This is a genomic window from Pelagicoccus sp. SDUM812002 (assembly GCF_031127835.1).
Classification (GTDB): Bacteria; Verrucomicrobiota; Verrucomicrobiia; order Opitutales; family Opitutaceae; genus Pelagicoccus.
Genome location: NZ_JARXHX010000020.1, coordinates 53,856 through 69,846, shown reverse-complemented (window position 1 = coordinate 69,846; position 15,991 = coordinate 53,856). Strand labels below are relative to the sequence as shown.

At 51.9% G+C, this 15,991-nt stretch carries 14 protein-coding genes; 4 read left to right on the top strand and 10 right to left on the bottom strand.

Annotated elements, in window-relative coordinates:
* Positions 1 to 13 precede the first annotated feature (13 nt).
* A complete protein-coding gene (locus QEH53_RS20280) occupies positions 14 to 1,552 on the bottom strand; it encodes a sialate O-acetylesterase (protein ID WP_309025049.1) in 1,539 nt (512 codons plus the stop codon).
* Between the two features lie 293 nt (positions 1,553 to 1,845).
* Between QEH53_RS20280 and QEH53_RS20275 the strand changes: the two genes are divergently transcribed.
* Complete coding sequence (locus QEH53_RS20275) at positions 1,846 to 2,187, top strand: energy transducer TonB (protein ID WP_309025048.1); 342 nt, start codon at positions 1,846 to 1,848, stop codon at positions 2,185 to 2,187.
* A 91-nt stretch (positions 2,188 to 2,278) separates the two neighbouring features.
* On the opposite strand, the gene QEH53_RS20270 is transcribed toward QEH53_RS20275, so the two are convergent.
* Positions 2,279 to 3,118, bottom strand: coding sequence for an aldo/keto reductase (locus QEH53_RS20270; RefSeq protein ID WP_309025047.1), 840 nt, complete (start codon positions 3,116 to 3,118; stop codon positions 2,279 to 2,281).
* 404 nt (positions 3,119 to 3,522) lie between these two features.
* Between QEH53_RS20270 and QEH53_RS20265 the strand changes: the two genes are divergently transcribed.
* On the top strand, positions 3,523 to 5,436 hold the full coding sequence (locus QEH53_RS20265; RefSeq protein ID WP_309025046.1) for a glycosyl hydrolase family 28-related protein: 1,914 nt from the start codon (positions 3,523 to 3,525) through the stop codon (positions 5,434 to 5,436).
* Between the two features lie 447 nt (positions 5,437 to 5,883).
* Here the strand turns inward: QEH53_RS20265 and QEH53_RS20260 are convergent, their stop codons facing one another.
* From QEH53_RS20260 to QEH53_RS20225, 8 genes are all read right to left on the bottom strand, one after another.
* Positions 5,884 to 6,726, bottom strand: a complete 843-nt coding sequence (locus QEH53_RS20260; RefSeq protein ID WP_309025045.1) for an OprD family outer membrane porin — start codon at positions 6,724 to 6,726, stop codon at positions 5,884 to 5,886.
* A 30-nt stretch (positions 6,727 to 6,756) separates the two neighbouring features.
* Positions 6,757 to 7,110: a hypothetical protein gene (locus QEH53_RS20255; protein WP_309025044.1), complete on the bottom strand. Its 354-nt coding sequence runs from the start codon at positions 7,108 to 7,110 to the stop codon at positions 6,757 to 6,759.
* 29 nt (positions 7,111 to 7,139) lie between these two features.
* On the bottom strand, positions 7,140 to 7,817 hold the full coding sequence (locus QEH53_RS20250) for a methyl-accepting chemotaxis protein (RefSeq protein ID WP_309025043.1): 678 nt from the start codon (positions 7,815 to 7,817) through the stop codon (positions 7,140 to 7,142).
* A gap of 5 nt (positions 7,818 to 7,822) precedes the next feature.
* Positions 7,823 to 7,999, bottom strand: coding sequence for a hypothetical protein (locus QEH53_RS20245; RefSeq protein WP_309025042.1), 177 nt, complete (start codon positions 7,997 to 7,999; stop codon positions 7,823 to 7,825).
* A gap of 32 nt (positions 8,000 to 8,031) precedes the next feature.
* A complete protein-coding gene (locus QEH53_RS20240) occupies positions 8,032 to 8,586 on the bottom strand; it encodes a hypothetical protein (protein WP_309025041.1) in 555 nt (184 codons plus the stop codon).
* A 439-nt stretch (positions 8,587 to 9,025) separates the two neighbouring features.
* On the bottom strand, positions 9,026 to 9,526 hold the full coding sequence (locus tag QEH53_RS20235; protein WP_309025040.1) for a PDZ domain-containing protein: 501 nt from the start codon (positions 9,524 to 9,526) through the stop codon (positions 9,026 to 9,028).
* A gap of 246 nt (positions 9,527 to 9,772) precedes the next feature.
* Entirely contained in the window at positions 9,773 to 12,070 is a 2,298-nt protein-coding gene (locus QEH53_RS20230) for a chondroitinase-B domain-containing protein (protein ID WP_309025039.1), read from the bottom strand.
* A 120-nt stretch (positions 12,071 to 12,190) separates the two neighbouring features.
* Positions 12,191 to 12,469: a hypothetical protein gene (locus QEH53_RS20225; RefSeq protein ID WP_309025038.1), complete on the bottom strand. Its 279-nt coding sequence runs from the start codon at positions 12,467 to 12,469 to the stop codon at positions 12,191 to 12,193.
* A gap of 246 nt (positions 12,470 to 12,715) precedes the next feature.
* Here QEH53_RS20225 and QEH53_RS20220 point away from each other — a divergent pair, with 246 nt between their 5' ends.
* Both QEH53_RS20220 and QEH53_RS20215 read left to right on the top strand, forming a co-directional pair.
* Positions 12,716 to 13,495: an AraC family transcriptional regulator gene (locus QEH53_RS20220; RefSeq protein WP_309025037.1), complete on the top strand. Its 780-nt coding sequence runs from the start codon at positions 12,716 to 12,718 to the stop codon at positions 13,493 to 13,495.
* Between the two features lie 223 nt (positions 13,496 to 13,718).
* The gene (locus QEH53_RS20215) at positions 13,719 to 15,881 is read left to right on the top strand and encodes an alpha-L-rhamnosidase C-terminal domain-containing protein (RefSeq protein WP_309025036.1); all 2,163 of its coding nucleotides are present in this window, start codon (positions 13,719 to 13,721) and stop codon (positions 15,879 to 15,881) included.
* Positions 15,882 to 15,991: the final 110 nt, after the last annotated feature.

Genomic DNA, 15,991 nt, shown 5'->3' with positions numbered 1-15,991 from the left:
CCGCGTCCAATGCTTAGTCGATCGCCTTGCCGTCGGACTGCAATTTCCAGCTGTCTGTGCGGAAAGGGGTGACGGGAAGGCCGTTTCGGTCGTAGAGGTTGACTACCGGATTTTGGGCCCATCCGTAGCGAACGGCGGTGGGTGCTTCGATCTCTTTGGACCAAACCTCGACAGTATTCTTATCGACCATTTTGGCTTCGGCCCAGACGAAGTTCTGATCATCGCTCGCGATGCTGAAGCCTTTTATTTCGGTGGTGTCGAAGCTGTAGAGACCCTGGTCGCTCACGTGGTCGAAGGTGATACGGATTTTATTTCCGTCGAGTTCCATGCTTTTGTATCGAGGACTTTGATACGCAATATCGAATCCGTAGTCCTTGGCGAGCGGCCAACGCACTAGTCGATTGGCAACGGTCATCTTGTTTCGCGGGTGGATGTCGCGTCCTTCGCCGATATCGATGATGACTGCTTGTCCTGAGTTCGCGAGTAAATCCATGGAACTCGTCTGGGCGTCCCGTAGCTCCGCCCAGCCATTTTCGCCCGGTTCATTCGCTTCCGAACCGTAGTCGGCAAGCTGTACCCAATAAAAGGGGAAATCGCCTTGGCCCCATTTGTCGCGCCAGGTTTCGACGAGAAGAGGAAAGAGGTGTTTGTATTGGTCGGCTCGTCCGCCGTTGCTTTCGCCCTGATACCAGATGACCCCACGAATTCCGTACCCAGTGAATGGATGCACCATGCCGTTGTAGATATTGGCGGGGCGATGCTGTCCAGTGACTGGGTGCACCGTATTGTTCCAATTGAGTCCAGGTTGAGGGTATCCTGCCGCTTCCCACTCCTTGAACTCTAGCAGAAAGGCTTCATAGGCCTCCTCGTCAAAGTTCGCGAGTCGTTCCTCCCAATGTTCGAGCAGGGGAGCGTACCGCTCGTCCGCAGCCAAGGTGTCTAAGGGGATCCAACTCTCAGCCATGGAGCCACCCCAGGCGTTGTCGATCAGGCCGATGGGGACGTCGAGGGCGTCGTTTAGCGTCTTGCCGTAAAAGTAGCCGATGGCTGAAAAGTGCTGCGCGGTTTCTGGCGAGCACACTTGCCATACACCATCGATATCTTCCTGTGGAGTGTCGGCCCCGTTGCGTTCAACCGAGAGGAGTCGGATCTGAGGTTGGTTCGCAGCGGCGATTTCCACCTCGGCTCCGTAGGAACTTATAAGTGGCCATTCCATATTCGATTGGCCGGAGCAGAACCAAACTTCTCCGACGAGGACATCGTTGATTTCAATGAAATCGCTTCCCTTAATGCTCAAGGTGTGAGGGCCTCCTGCTGGTAGCGGGGGGAGCTTGGCTCTCCAGCTGCCATCTCTGTCAGCTCTGGTTGAAATGACATTCCCAGCCAGCGTTACTGTTATATCATCGTTGGGAGTTGAACTTCCCCAGATCGGGTTGGCTTGGTCGCGTTGCAGGACCATGTGATCGGTGAATACGTTGGGGACGCTAAGCTTAGCTCCGAGTGGATTAGCGATCGCGCAAGCGACTATTAGTGCGAGAGTTAGGGGTCTCATTACGGTTTTGGGATAAATCAGCTAGTTGCTGTGTGAGGAGTTTTATGGTTAAAAAAGGGGTCGTTTAAGGATATCGATGGAGGATTCTCCGGCCATGAAGGCCTGTATTTATCTTCGGGTCCGCAGGTTGTGTAAAAACAAAATGAAGTGGAATAGGATTCAAGGAAACCTTGAGTTTTAGTTTCGGTTTTCGAGACAGCAACCGTTAAGAAGGACTTACAGCACGCAAACCTAGAAGAAGTAAATCTTCTGGAGATGTGTCTAAACGGGCTAGCCCGTTGATCATAGAAACAATGAAAAGATTCAAATCTAGCATAACAAGCCTTCTAATTCTCGTGTGTGCGGCCTTGGCGGCAAACACGGTCTCTGCTTCAGACGCCAAATGGGACGTGCAACCTTCTGTGAAGAAGAGCGTGGCTCCTGCCAATCCAAACGGGATTGAAGGAATGGCTATGGCAATCGTCACCATTTCGGTCGACGGAAGCGTCGCGTCTGTTGCGATCGACAAGTCTACGGACGCGTCTCTGGAACAGCCTGTCCTAGAGGCTATCAAGCAATGGCGGTTCAATCCTGCCCAGCTCAATGGCAGCCCCATCGAGTGCAGCATCAAAGTTCCGTTCAAGTTCAAGGGCTAGATAGATCCGCAAGAACTCACATCCCGAAATTTGCGGCGTTCGTCTCGTACGAAGCCGCTTTTTTGTGTCTGTTTGGTTTTCGCTGCCCTGCTCAGTACCAATTGTCAGGGTCCGGTACCCAATCAGAGACTTCGAAGTTTTCGTTGAGTTGTTCGAGCTGTGCCATTTCCTCCTCTTTCAGTTCAAAGTCGAATATATCTGCATTATCCCGTATCCGTTTGGGGGTCGAAGATTTGGGTATGATTGGCACTCCGAGTTGGACACACCATCGCAGCATCACTTGAGCTTCGGTCTTCTGGTAGGTTTCGGCCAGGCTCCTAAGTAGAGGGTGGTCCAGCTTTTGTCCGCGGGCAAGGGGGCTGTAGGATTGCAAGACGACTCCTGCGGCGCGGCAAAAGGATTCTAGTTCGGAGCGGGAGTTAAAAACGTTGAACTCCACTTGGTTGACCGCTGGCCGGAACTCGCTGATTTCGAATAGCTCGCTCAACCGCCTTTCGGAGAAGTTGCTGACGCCGATAGCCTTGCATTTTCCGGACTGGAGGAGTGATTGCATCGATTCCCAGCAGGGTTGCAGCCGTGTCGAATCTGGGTGGGGCCAGTGCATCAAATAGAGGTCCACATAGTCGGTCTTCAGCTTTCGTAAGCTTCTCTCGAGCGCGTCTGGCGTTTCCTTCTCTCCCTGTTCGTCCAGCCAGAGTTTAGTGGTTAGATAAACTTCTGATCGGTTTAAGCCCGAGCGGAGCAGCGCATTTCCGACGAGTTCTTCGTTACCGTAAATCGATGCGGTGTCGATGTGGCGGTAGCCGCATGCCAGCGCGGACAGTAGGGCTGCCTCGCCTGACTCCTCCTCGTCTACTTTGTAGGCTCCAAATCCGAAGAGCGGGAGTTCGGTTCCATTATTGAGGCGGATTTTGGTTTCGCTGGAAATCATGCTTAGTTTTATCGGTGGGCCGGTTACTCAGCGACATTCAGCCTTAGGTTTGTACGTCGAACGTTCAAGCACAAGACTTCGCGCCCACTAAGAGGGTAGAAGTGTTATTTTGTGATGAATTGTTTTGCCCTAGAATTGATTCATAGGAAAATGCGTAGCTGATTGGAGAGCTTTTGATGCTCTCTCATTGTTGTCTAACTAGCGGTAGCTAGACTCGCCCGCCCGCCAATCTTCGGATTGGCGGGCTTTTTCGCTTAGATTCTTCGTTTCGTTCAACCTAAATGATAACCAATCTGCCCGCTCTGCGGACGTAAGCTATTTGCCACGGTGCTTTTGACAGTTTTTTAAAGATGTAGTTAATAATTATTACTGCCAATGGAGATAGTAGCGCTTTGGCTATGGGAGTGCGTACTATCTCACACTTTGCGGCCAATATTACCCTTCTGGCGTTTTTCGCATTCGCATCGGCTGGATTGCGAGCTCAAGAGCCGTGGCGGTCGATTTTGTATCCCGAAGATTGGAGACCTCCTGCTAGCGAGGATGGGCTCGATTTTGAGACGGACTCCTTCCTGCAAGATTTATCCTATGCAGGTTATCGCATGGGATCAGCCTCGCTAAGTGCGGATGGAGCGGCCGTTTTCGACGTGGTCGAGGCTTTTGGTGCGGACCCGACTGGCACGAAGGATTCCACGCTCGCGATTCAGGAAGCGATCGATGCAGCCAAAGAGAGTGGTGGCGGTGTCATTTTGCTTCCGGAAGGGAGCTATCGTCTATCCATTCCCGAAGGGCAAGATCAGTGCCTACTGATTGAATCTTCGAACATCGTTTTAAGGGGTGAAGGAGTCGGCCGTACTTACCTCTTCAATACATCAACCGAAATGCGGCATCGTCGTGTTATCCGCGTTCGTTCACCCGAATCGGCTGGCTGGACGGCTCAACGATCCGAACCTATTCCCCTAGCAAGGGATGAACTGGGACCAACCAGGGTTTTACAGCTCGCCACCATTGATGGGCTCGCTGTCGGAGACTGGATCGTAGTGCACAACCCAGCAACAGAAGCGTTCATACAAGATTTAAACATGGGTCCGGGGCTCGATGGTGTGGATTGGACGGATACCATCGACTCTCTTCGCGGGCTGCTCTATCTGCGTCAAGTAACCGCAGTTGAGGAGGCCGACAATTTGATCGAAATTGATATCCCCACACGTTGGTCTCTTAAGACTCGCGACGGTGCTGTTGTATACAAAACCGAATCTCATCTTTCTGATGTGGCTTTGGAAGCCTTCTCGATCGGAAACAAGCGGATCACTAAGACAGGGTGGGAAGAATCGGACTACTCTGTGCCGGGTACTGCAGCCTATGACGCCCATGATTCCTATCTAATTGAAATGAGAAGCGTGGTGGATGGGTGGATGCAAAATGTGAGTTCCTACAATCCAGGAAACGATAATGATGTCCATTCCCTCTCCAATGGGGTGTTGCTCGATTGGTGCAGAAACGTTACCTTATATCGGCTGCGTTTCCTTAATGCCCAGTACGGTGGTGGTGGCGGAAATGGATACATGATTCGATTGAACGCTGCTTCAGAGAGTTTGATAGCTGAATGTGAAGTCGGCCACAGTCGGCACGGCTTTGTGATGTGGCGAATGCAGAACTCGGGGAATGTGGTTACCCGTTGCTACGACCATGATAGCGGTATACAGTTGGCGGATACGGTTGTGCAATCGACTGCTGGCAGGGGGAGCGACCACCACGGCATTTTTAGCCATTCGAACCTCTTTGACGGCAATCGTCTTGAACGTTCGTATCTTGAGGCGGCGTATCGTGGCGATTCAGGGAGCAGCCCAGAGCACGGAATTAGCTCCAGCCAATGTGTGTATTGGAATATCGAGGGTGTTGCGTATCATGAGAGCGCTGACTATGTCGTGCATAGCCAGCAGTATGGCCAAGGGTATGTAATCGGTACGAGAGGGGAAGCCTCAGGAGTACGTCTCAGCGAAAAACGCCCGAACTCGGATATGCGCACGAATCCATTGGACTTTGTTGAAGGCGAGGGCTTGGGCGATACGCTCGTTCCTGCCTCCCTCTACCAGGATCAACTCTTGAAACGGACAAACGGAGCTACCGCTCGGCTGTGGTTCGAGAAAACGGAAAATTCGCTAAAGTTTGAATGGGAGGAATCCCCGAGTTTTCCATGGGCACTGGAGCATGCGGAAGACCTGGAGCAATGGGCGATTTTGCTCGAAGGCGCTGCGGGAGTTCATGAAGAACCGCTACCAGTTGGAGCACAGTTCTTTCGACTTTCGGTTCAGCGGTAGGCGATTGAATGTCCCATCTGGGACTGCTTTGGATATTTGACTAGGTCAATAGATGGCATAGCGTCTAATCTCTTTTTATAGAGTATAGTCGAGGAAGAGCCTCAAGTCGGTGGCTGATCTATGATGTCGGTTTTCTTCGTCGAAGACGCATCTACCGTATCCTGATTTTAGGCACAGGCTTAGCTTTTCGCTGATTTTCCGTTTAGCGACTAAATCGAGTTCACTCTCGGTCCTACGATCTAGATGGGACGCATGGAGTAGCACTGCAGCCATCGTCCAGCGGTTCTTTGCGTAAACTGCCTTGGCGTGAAAGGTTTGGGTGCCCGCTTCGAATTGATTGGTATACCAGAGCAAGGTCGCATCATTGACGTAGGTCGTTCGGAAGGGAACAAGTAGTGAATCCGAACGGGATACTCGGGTCCATCCTGTGTCTACGGTTAAGGCGTTTCACTTGTATCGGAGGTTAACCTCTAGGGAATTAGCGGAATGATTCGCTAGAGAACTGCTCCCGTTTTGATCGATTACGTGAAAGGAGGTAAACCATTGCCCATCACCTTTTCCGATTGGGAGGGCGTAAGTGAGCTTTGAGCCGGCGTTGTTATAGAGACCTTCGGCGTAGTAGTCGTATAGATCGACCGATAGCGATTTTTGTTCGAAGCGAGTGGATACAAATTGGACGCCGGATCGAGCCGAACTGTGTCCCAATCTTTCCCCTAATTTCTTGAAGGAGGTGTCGAGCGCTGATGAGCCATCTTCGCGAGAGGGCCAGGAGCTGTAGCGTTCGATGTGACCGATGTCGACGGAGATTTCGTCGCGGAGATTTGTTGAGACGAACGCACCTTCTAAGGATTGAGCTTGATGTCTGACCTTATAGGCGGGGAGGAAAGGGTAGCTCAGCTCCCTACGTCCTATCGTAAGCTCCGTGTTTCTCCGGTAGGCGCTTTGGAAACGATAGCTAAGAAATGCTTCGCTCAAGGACGTGGAATTGTCATTGGAAAGCCAATACGCAGCGTTCTCTTTTCCGTTTTCAAATAGGTTTTCGACGTGAATAGACTTAAGTCCAAAGCCTACTGTCTCTGTAAGTTCTGAATGCGCGGCTACGCTGACCGATGCGGATGCGGAGGATCCGCTGATACCATCGCCGTAGTTTCGGCCCATCACGAGCAGTGTCGTGGAGAGATCGTATTCCACTTTGGGTGGCCATGATTCTGCAGCTATTAGAGCGGATGCAAACGTGAGGGTCAGTAGGGAGCAGCTTCTTTTGAGCATGCCCGTGTAGAATTCTTTCATCGTAAAATAAAAGGGGCGATGGGCATTTCTTCAGTTGAATGGAGCGAAGGTGTTCATTCGAGAATCGCCTATGCACCGAGGTGACGTTGCGGAGCTAGCGCGGTCATTGAGTTCGCCGTTCGAAAACGATTCCGTCCGAGCATTGCCATCGAGCACAGATTGTAGCTTTTGCATGAACTCGTTCATTTGCTCAGCTTGGGCGAAGAGTTGCTCAGCTGCGGCTGCACTCTCTTCTGAGCTTGCTACGTTCTCTTGTGTCTTGCGGTCGATGTTCGACATCGAAACGCTGATTTCCTCAATGTTTCGCGCTTGATCGTTCGAGTCATGCGAAATTTCAACCATGCTGCGAGCTAGGCCCTGAGAGATATCTAGGTTCTCCTGCATGGAGTGGGCTATTTGTTCGTTTAGATTAGCTACGCGCTGGACTGATGCGTGCGAACGGTTGATGAGTTCTCCTGACGTTTTGCAGCTTCAGCGGCTTTGCCCGCTAGTGCTCTCACTTCGTCCGCGACGACTGCGAAACCGGATCCAGCTTCACCTGCCCGCGCTGCCTCTACGGCTGCGTTAAGTGCCAGAAGGTTCGTTTGGAAGGCAATCTCATCGATGGTTTTTACCACCTTAAGGGTTTCGGACGCGGAGTTCGAGGTGTCTTCAATTGCGAAGCGAGCTTCGTCGACCTGTGTATTGACAGACTGGAGACTGGTGATTGCCCGGTTGTTTAGTTCGGTCTGAGCGTGCTTCGCCTTATCGGCGTTGCTGTGAGTCTTTTGGGCGATTACTTCGATTGCTGCCGCGGTCTCTTCGACGGACGCAGCCTGTATGGACGAGCTGCTTGATAACAGTTGGCTTATTGATGATACTTGCTGGGATGCTGATCGAATATTTTCCCCCGCCTCACCGAGACCGTTTATTATCGAATGGATCGGCCTTATTAGTGTAGATGTAAACCATGATATGCAAATCCCAGCGACGAGGCAAATCGCCAAGGAAACAAAGAGCGTGCTGTAAGCGAAGGTCGAAAGGGACGCGTAGACATCGTTTTCGTAAGCTGTGACGCAAATAATCCATGGAGTGCTTTCGATCGAATGCATGGAACCTATCTTTGCTTCGCCCTCGAAGTCGTACCGGATGAAACCTTCTTTCTGGTCGCGATGTAGTAGAAGGTGAAGGCAACGGCTGCAATGGGTAGGGCGAATATCAGCAGAGCGATAAAAGCTTCGATCGTAACTGGCTTGCCCTGCACTACATGCTCCGTTGGGAACTTGTACTTCATCTTTTCTCGGCCGACGAGTAGCCCTTGCGCCTTTATCTTTGCTGGACCACGGCTGAGTTGGCGAGGGTAGTTTCGCTTTCTCTTAGGTACCTGATTCTGACGAATTCGAGAGTATCCTCGAACTGTAGCTTAGAGGGTTTGGTTTGGAAGGCTTCGAAACTCGTTAGAAAAGAGTCGATATCTGAAAGGAGCGCCTCTGTATGTTTCGGCGATTCCTTCCCGTAGTTTTCCCAGAATGAGGAATCGAAGGATAGGGTAACGCCATTCATGTATCCACCAGTGAATACAACAATCCCTTTGGCCTTTTCTTGAGGGGTCCGAATTTTCGCGCTGTCAGTTACTTCGAGTGTGAATTCTCTACCTTCTTCGGTAATCCCCGAAATCCAGAATCCTTCGAGGTACGCATCCTTGTGCTGCCCGTACTCCTTCACTCGAAGTCCTTTTTTCCCCTCGAAGGTTTGTTTCATTTGGTTGAATTCGCCGTAATATCCAAAGGAGAGGCCAAGATTCGGCCCCCAACCGTATGGCAGGAACGCGAGAGCTGAAACACCGAGGCATGCGACAATAAGCGGAAGTAGCGTTCTCATGCTTTTAATCTTACGCCATTTGTATCACGGCGCAAGAGGCGTTGCATCGCCGATCTTAAACGGTGCTGCCAGATTGGCATATTCAAGCAATATTGATCGGCTGACTCGTTCACCCAACTCGCTTTCAGCAATTGGGATTTGAGAAATCGATTTTTTCACCAGTTGATTTCTCCTTCATTTTCGTGACCTTGTAGACTTCGCCCTTCTTGTCGTAGGTGATCCATTCCTCAACTTGGTGACCATTCCAAAAATGTCCTGATCTTGATTTGGTCCCGTCTTTTCGGAACCACTCCCAATACCCAGTTGCTGCCCCATCTAGTAGCTGCCCGACTGCCCAAACGCTACCGTCTTTGTGTAACTGTTTATAGGGTGTCGCTTTCAATTCTTTATTTGCCGAGGCTGGGGTGAAAGATGGCGAGAGCCGAGCTTGCTCGAATCATCATTCAGTCGACATGCTGGGGTAAGCTGAACTTTTCTGTCCAGCCTTCTTTTGCCTCTTTGTTTTCTCGAAAGTGAATTCCAAAATCACGTTTTTCGGTACATCTGATTTCTTTGGAATGATCGTTAGAGGAATGCTTCCATCTTCCGACTGCTCTTGAAGCAAGTATTGGAGGTCCTTGATCTTAATACCCTCGATTTCGGAATTGCGAATTTTGATAATTTTATCGCCTTTCTGTATTCCAGCTTTTGCAGCGGGTGAGTCTTCGCCGACCTTAGTTACGACTAAGGTCTTTATTCCAGCCCAAGGCATCTTCTTTCGGAATTTAGCGATGAAAGCAAATCCTGCATCTTCCACAGACTGACCGTCTATCGTTATCGGGTCGAGCTCCGTGTAATATTCAGGATCTTCAACCTCGTCGTCTTGCGCACCTGAGAAAGGTATCGTAGATAGAACTACGAATAGAAGGGTGAGGAACGATTTACAGTAGTAGGAATTCATCTTCGATACGACTGCCTGAAATCCGCGCTGTTCCGAAGTGCTTCATTTGACCATCGCCGATTTTGAGATTCGCTCGTTTGGGGAGATCGGTAATCTGTGCCACTCGATACTCTTGGATTATATAGTGTTCCTTTTTGCGAGGTATATCAGAAAGGGTAGGTCATTGTTTCCCGTAAACGATGCAGCCAAAGCACCTGAGAAATTCTCTTATCTTACATCCGTGCATGGTTTGGATTCGTGTCGTTTCTATTGGAGCATGAGGAGAGACAGAAGTTGGTTCTCTGCAGGCTCGATACAGTCGAGAGTTTCGGAGAAAGATTGGTTTAGGGTAATGCTGGCGGCGATGGCCGTAGCGGTGTAAATATACTCGCTTTGCCATGCGGTGAGTTGCTTGCCAGGCCAGCTTGTTGCCGGATCGCAGGCATGAGGCAGCAGCAGCTCGAGAGCTTTTGTGAGGCTGCCGCCTTGTGGGTTTTGGTATTCGAAGAGGTTGACTTGATAGTCGAGTGCGATGGCCGAAATACGTGCGAAATGTTCAAGGTTTTCAGTACAGTAGGACCAAGAACGGGTTCGGGCGTATTCGAGGGGTTGCTCGCCGATTGCGGTAATTTGCTTGTCGATGCGCTGGGTTTTCACTCTTTCGATAATTTCTCGGGCAAGGGCAACCCGACCGAGATAGTCGGCGATCGCGAGTTGCTGGAGATCGTAGGCGGTGCCGTGATTGTTTTTGGCCGCCCGTTCGTCCAGTCCGTTGGGATGTGTGGAGAGCCATTCGAGGTATTCGGAAAACCAGGTCTTTACGGATAGGCGTTCGGCAGGAGGCCAGGTGAAGGAGAGTTCGAGAAGTTTCAGGGCATCGACGAGTTCGACGAAGACGAGAGTGTCGATAATTCCGGTACCACGGCCGTCAGTCACGCCAGGGATGGCTTGAGCGTGGTCGAGGTTTGGCAGCATACGGGTGGCGTCGTCGATGAACCAAACGCGAAGGATTGCTTCTGCATGCTGGGCGTATGATTGATTGCCGGTAGCGAGGTAGGCGATGGCGAGGGTCCAAGTGTCTTGCACCATGGCGTGGAGCTGAGGGCGATCAGAAACTAGGTCGCGCTCGGGATTGAATTGTCCGTCGCGGCGAATGTAAGGCAGGCCGTCTGGAGTGTCGGGATTGCTCCACCAGTATGGGCCGGTACTGTAGTAGGAACGCATGTCGCCGCTCGGGGGGAGGCGTTCATTGGAGGTCACAGTGTAGGTCTTTCCGGCGGCGAGAAGCTGGTCGGCTCTCGCTACGGTTTCCTGCAAGAGTGGACGAAACTCCTCGCCGATGCTGCGAACTAAGCGAGCAATTTGGCGAGGACTGAGGGCCCCGAGGTCAGGGAAGGCGGTTTGCCAGTCGGGGCCCACGTCCATACGGTGCAGAAACTCACTGTAGTCGGGTGGTGAATCGAGTGTGTTGTTATTATGAATACGATAGTCTTGAGGGAGGATAGTGCGGCCACGTTCGTTGTAACCGCCCTTTTCTTGAACGTGAGGATCTTGGCACTTGTAGAATTGATTGTCTTCGATGAGGGCGCGATCTGCGGCGAAGTAGCCGTTTAGCGGGGAGTCGGGAATGCCGGAATAGAGGACGATTACGCCGCCGGTGTAGCCTGTGAGGCCTGCGAAGGTATTTTGGCGTACGGTATGTCCCGTGCCGATGATTCGCACTCCGCCGGTATCCGCTTTTCCGTTACCGATGAAGGTATTGTTTTCTACTAGATTGTCGTTTCCGTGGCGTAGAGTCAGAGTGCCAGCTGATTCGTAGAAAAGGTTTCCCCGAATAACGTTTCCTCCGGTTTTGCTGGAGATAATTTCGGTCTCGCCGTCGCATCGTTCGAAGAGATTGTTTTCGACGAGGCAGGATCCTAGACTCATGGAGTCTTGGCTCTGACCTATTTGGATACACTCGAATCCGTTGCCGTCACCCTTAGGGCGGTCCATGAAGTGATTGTGATCGATGCGGTGCTTGGCCCCGGGTATGAGGATTCGGACTTGGATAGTGACGCCTTCGTGAGACTGGGAACGGAACAGGTTGTGGTCGACGCGATTGTCGGTCCCGTAAAGGCGGACCCACGAGTAGCGGCGATTAGGGTCGGCTGGATTGCAGGAGTCGAAAACGCAATGACGCAGTCGACTGTGGTACGCGTAGTTGCCACCGGTAGTGCGGAAGGAAACGATGGCTTCAGAGTTTTCCGGAGGCTCCACCTGGTCGAAGACGAGGTGGGAGAGGACGATGTGTTTGCCCGCTATGCCTATATGGGAGCGTTTTGTTATGAGCGTGCTTCCGTTGGTGGCTCCGGAGATGATGATTGGGGCTTCAGCCCTTCCGTTAAGGGTGAGGTTAAGCTGGAGGTTGGCCCATTTGCCGGAAGCGAGTTGCACGGTGTCGCCGGGCCTAGCGGATTCGAGGTGGGTAGTAAGTTCCTCTTTGTTGCGAGCGAGGTAGGTTTCGGCGGATAGGGGTAGGAGTATTAAAGAGCGCAAGGCGAGTAGTGTGAGTAGGATCTTCATGGGTGGTCGAAGGTGCGGCGGATAAAAGCATAGGGTGAATCGAAGGGGAAATAGGAAGCTCAGGAGGAAGAGGAAGAATTTGGGGAACATGGTTCGCAGTCTATTAGGACGTGGATTGTCTCATTGTTGGGGTCGGAGCGGAGATCGAATGCTTCGGGAGCAGTCGAGCAAATAGGTGACGGTAGCTCCATATTTACGGGCGAGGTCGAGGTTTCTCTGGTTGATGTCGGTGACAACCAGCCGCTTGGGTGAGAAGAGCGAGACAACTTGAGTCAGAATATGTCCGCTGACACCTTGCCCAATTATGAGAACTGTAGTGGAGTAATTGATACGTGAGAGCTCGGCGGCGCGAATGATGCCTGGAAGGGTTTCGCATAAGAGCCCCAGGTGCCGCTCCATTTGATTTCGATGCGAATTTCTTCAGGGCCCGGCTCGGGGATTGAGGCGTAGGCGAGCTCGATCCTATTGGCCTCGCGCAAGATTGCGATTCGCTGGGTGTTGGCGTCCTGGTAGTCAAGGATTCCATGGGAGGTTGGATCATCGTGCGTGCCATCAATTTATCATAAACGGTTACTCTTGTTTAGGAAATGGCGCAAATGATCTTAAAACTTGGCAAAAACGAAGATTCAGGTGATTTTTTGATGGATGGGAACACGACTAGAAATTGGTCTGTTGTATCACCGAAGGGATTGCTTTGAGAAAGGGCGACATTTTCGCTGGCACGAACATCCATTTTGGCAGATCGAGTTTTGTCGGTCGGGAGCGGTCGAGGTGCGGGTAGACGATCGAACAACAATTTTGCGGGCGGGGGACTGTTACCTGATTCCTCCTCGGCAGCGTCACTCCTTCGCGTATCTGGAGGAGAGGAACGCCTACCTTTCGATCAAGTACGAACTTCGCGAAGGGAATTTGGAGCCGCGGGTGGGGCGTATCCGAAGCGACGATACGACCATGCGTTTTCTAAATCTTCTGGAAGGTCTCGTTCCAAATGGGGAGCATGCCCCAGGACGCAAGTCGGCGGGTCTCGCTCGCGTGTTGGAAGGGTTACTGCTGCACTTGAGTGAAGCAGATACGGAGCCGCCCGCACCGAAAGCGCAGGCCTTCGGAGAGCTGGTCTCACGGGTATTGCGTATCATCGACGACGGGAAGGGGCGACTAAGGCAAGTGGGCGAGCTTGCGGAGGAAATAGGTGTGACTCAGGGGCACTTACGGGCGCGGTTTAAGAAGGAGACTGGTGCTTCCCTCAAGGAGAAGGTTGACGCGGTTTGCATGGAGCGAGCTCGGTTGTTGCTGGCCTACTCGGATAGAAGCGTGTCCGAGCTAGCTGCTGAGTTGGGCTTTCCCGATTTGTTCGCGTTTTCGCGTTTTTTCAAGGCGAGGCAAGGGATGTCACCGCGAGCGTTCCGGAAGGGGTATAAAAGCTAAAACGAGAGCGTGCGAAGCGGTCGTTCAAGGGGATTTTCCCAAGATGGACCTGAAGATCCGATTGGACATAGCAGAATGATTTGCCACCGCCGTATTTTTGACAGGTGATTGTTATCGGGTTCCGGCTCTCGCAACGATGGACTGGTTCACCTGGTTACCAACTTCTGCTACCTCCCCGGATAGCCTTCACTAAGGCTGCTATTTCGACCTTTTTGTTTCCTAAATGAAAAACCTCTTTCTGCTCTTGCTGCACGTTTCTCTCGTTTCTGGTACCTGTTTGTTCGCTGGAACACCTCCGCCTTCGGACCTCCGTTGCGAGTTGTTGAAAGGTATGGAACTGTCGAGGATCGTCGATCCGACACCCCGTTTCGCTTGGGTGGTCCCCGTATCCGAAAAAGGAGGTGTCCAAACGTCTTACCACATCCAAGTCTCGAGAGCGGCAGGAGGTTTAGAGGATGAAGCGTCTCGAGTTTGGGATTCTGGTCAAGTCGGGTCGTCCGCGTCATTGGGAATCGAATACGATGGCCAGCCATTGGAAGCAGATGAAACTTACGAATGGCGAGTGCGGGTGGGACTTGAGGGAGGAAGTCTAGGTCATTGGTCAGCCGCTCAGCGTTTCACGATGGCTTCTGAAATGGCCGATGCTCCCTCCAAACATCCGACGAAAACGACGCCAGTTGCCCCGCATTCGGTTGTCGAGTTGGAGCCCGGGCGCTACTTGCTGGATTTCGAAAAGGTCGCTTTTGGCTTCTTGGAGCTCGAGTTGGTAGCGTCGGCAGCAGGTCAGTTGACAATACATTTCGGCGAACGCGGTAGCTCTGAAGGCGTCTTGAGAGAGCTGCCCGACAGCTCGAGCGTTCGCTATTACGAAGTATCTGCTGACGTGGTGGAAGGAAAAGGAGTCTATAGAGTGCATCCACCTCGAAACCTCCGCAATACCAAGCCAGTCGCCATCGCCATACCTGGACGTTTCGGGACGATTGCTCCCTTTCGCTATATCGAAATCGAGACTAACGGAATCGAGCTCAGCAATTTGGAAGCAAAGCAGATAACCCTGCATTATCCATGGGATGAATACGCATCCTTCTTTCGCTCATCGAACGAGGATCTCGATGCCCTCTGGGAACTTTGCAAGTATAGTATGAAGGCAACCAGCTTCGCCGGTGTTTATGTGGATGGAGATCGCGAGCGCATCCCATACGAAGCAGATTCGTATATAAACATGCTCTCTCACTATGCGGTGGATAGCGAGTATTCGATTGGGCGGTACACACATGAATACCTGATGGACTTCGAAACCTGGCCGACGGAGTGGAAGCAACACTCTGTTATGATGGCAGGCATGGATTTTATGTATACGGGCGATATCTCCTCGATCCGCCGCGTCTACGATCGGCTCAAAAAGGAGAAGACCTTAGAGGAGCGAGCGAGGGAAGATGGCTTGCTCGTTGGCTACCCGTACGAGGACCACGGAAAGCGGCCGGGGCGGTCTGCAGATATTGTGGATTGGCCACCGGTGGAGCGCGATGGCTATGTATTTAAAGAAGTGAATACGGTTGTGAATGCTTTCCATTACCTTAACCTTTTGCAGATGGCCGAAATGGCCAAAGCTCTGGGAAAAGAGGACGATGCCAGCGACTACGAGGCACGAGCTATCGGATTCTATGACACTTTTAATGACTTGCTCTTCGACGAAGAGAAGGGGCTTTATCTCGATGGGGAAGGGACCGAGCACTCAGCCTTTCATGCGAACCTTTTTCCCTTAGCTTTTGGTCTCGTTCCCGAGGAACATTCCGAAAGCGTATCCGACTATATCGTATCAAAGGATCTGGCTTGTAGCGTGTATGCGGCCCAGTACTTGCTCGAAGCTCTTTACCAAGGAGGCCGAGAAGATGCGGCCCTCCGGCTCATGACGATGAAGGGCGTTCGTAGCTGGCAAAACATGTTGGCGGTTGGTTCGACGATAACCTTGGAGGCTTGGGACGACTCCTTTAAGCCGAACCAAGACTGGAACCACGCTTGGGGGGCAGCGCCTGGCAACGCGATCGCCCGTTTCCTCTTGGGGGTGCGCCCTATCACGCCGGGTTTTGAGCGAATGTTGATTGCTCCGCGGCCGGGATCATTAGAGCTCGCTGAAGGCCGCGTGCCAACAATACGAGGCCCTGTCGATGTATCGATTAAGCAAGTACTGGGAGCGTCGATGACTGTGAAGCTCGTTATCCCGGGCAACACGGAGCCGACTGTATCGCTTAAGATTCCCAACGGGAGCAAGCTTGAGTCGCTAAAGGTCAACGGAGAGGCGAGTCCTTACGTTGAACAATCTGGTGTCCTGTTTTTGGAAGGTGTCGCGAGTGGCGAGTACTTGGTCGAGCTAACTTTCAAATAACTTTTTTGACTGTACGCGTAAACTTTGGTCGTTTTGCGGCTGATTATGCCTCTTGCTTCGGTTTGATTTGCTTGTTCATTGATCCGTCTACAGGTACCTGAATAGCTCAC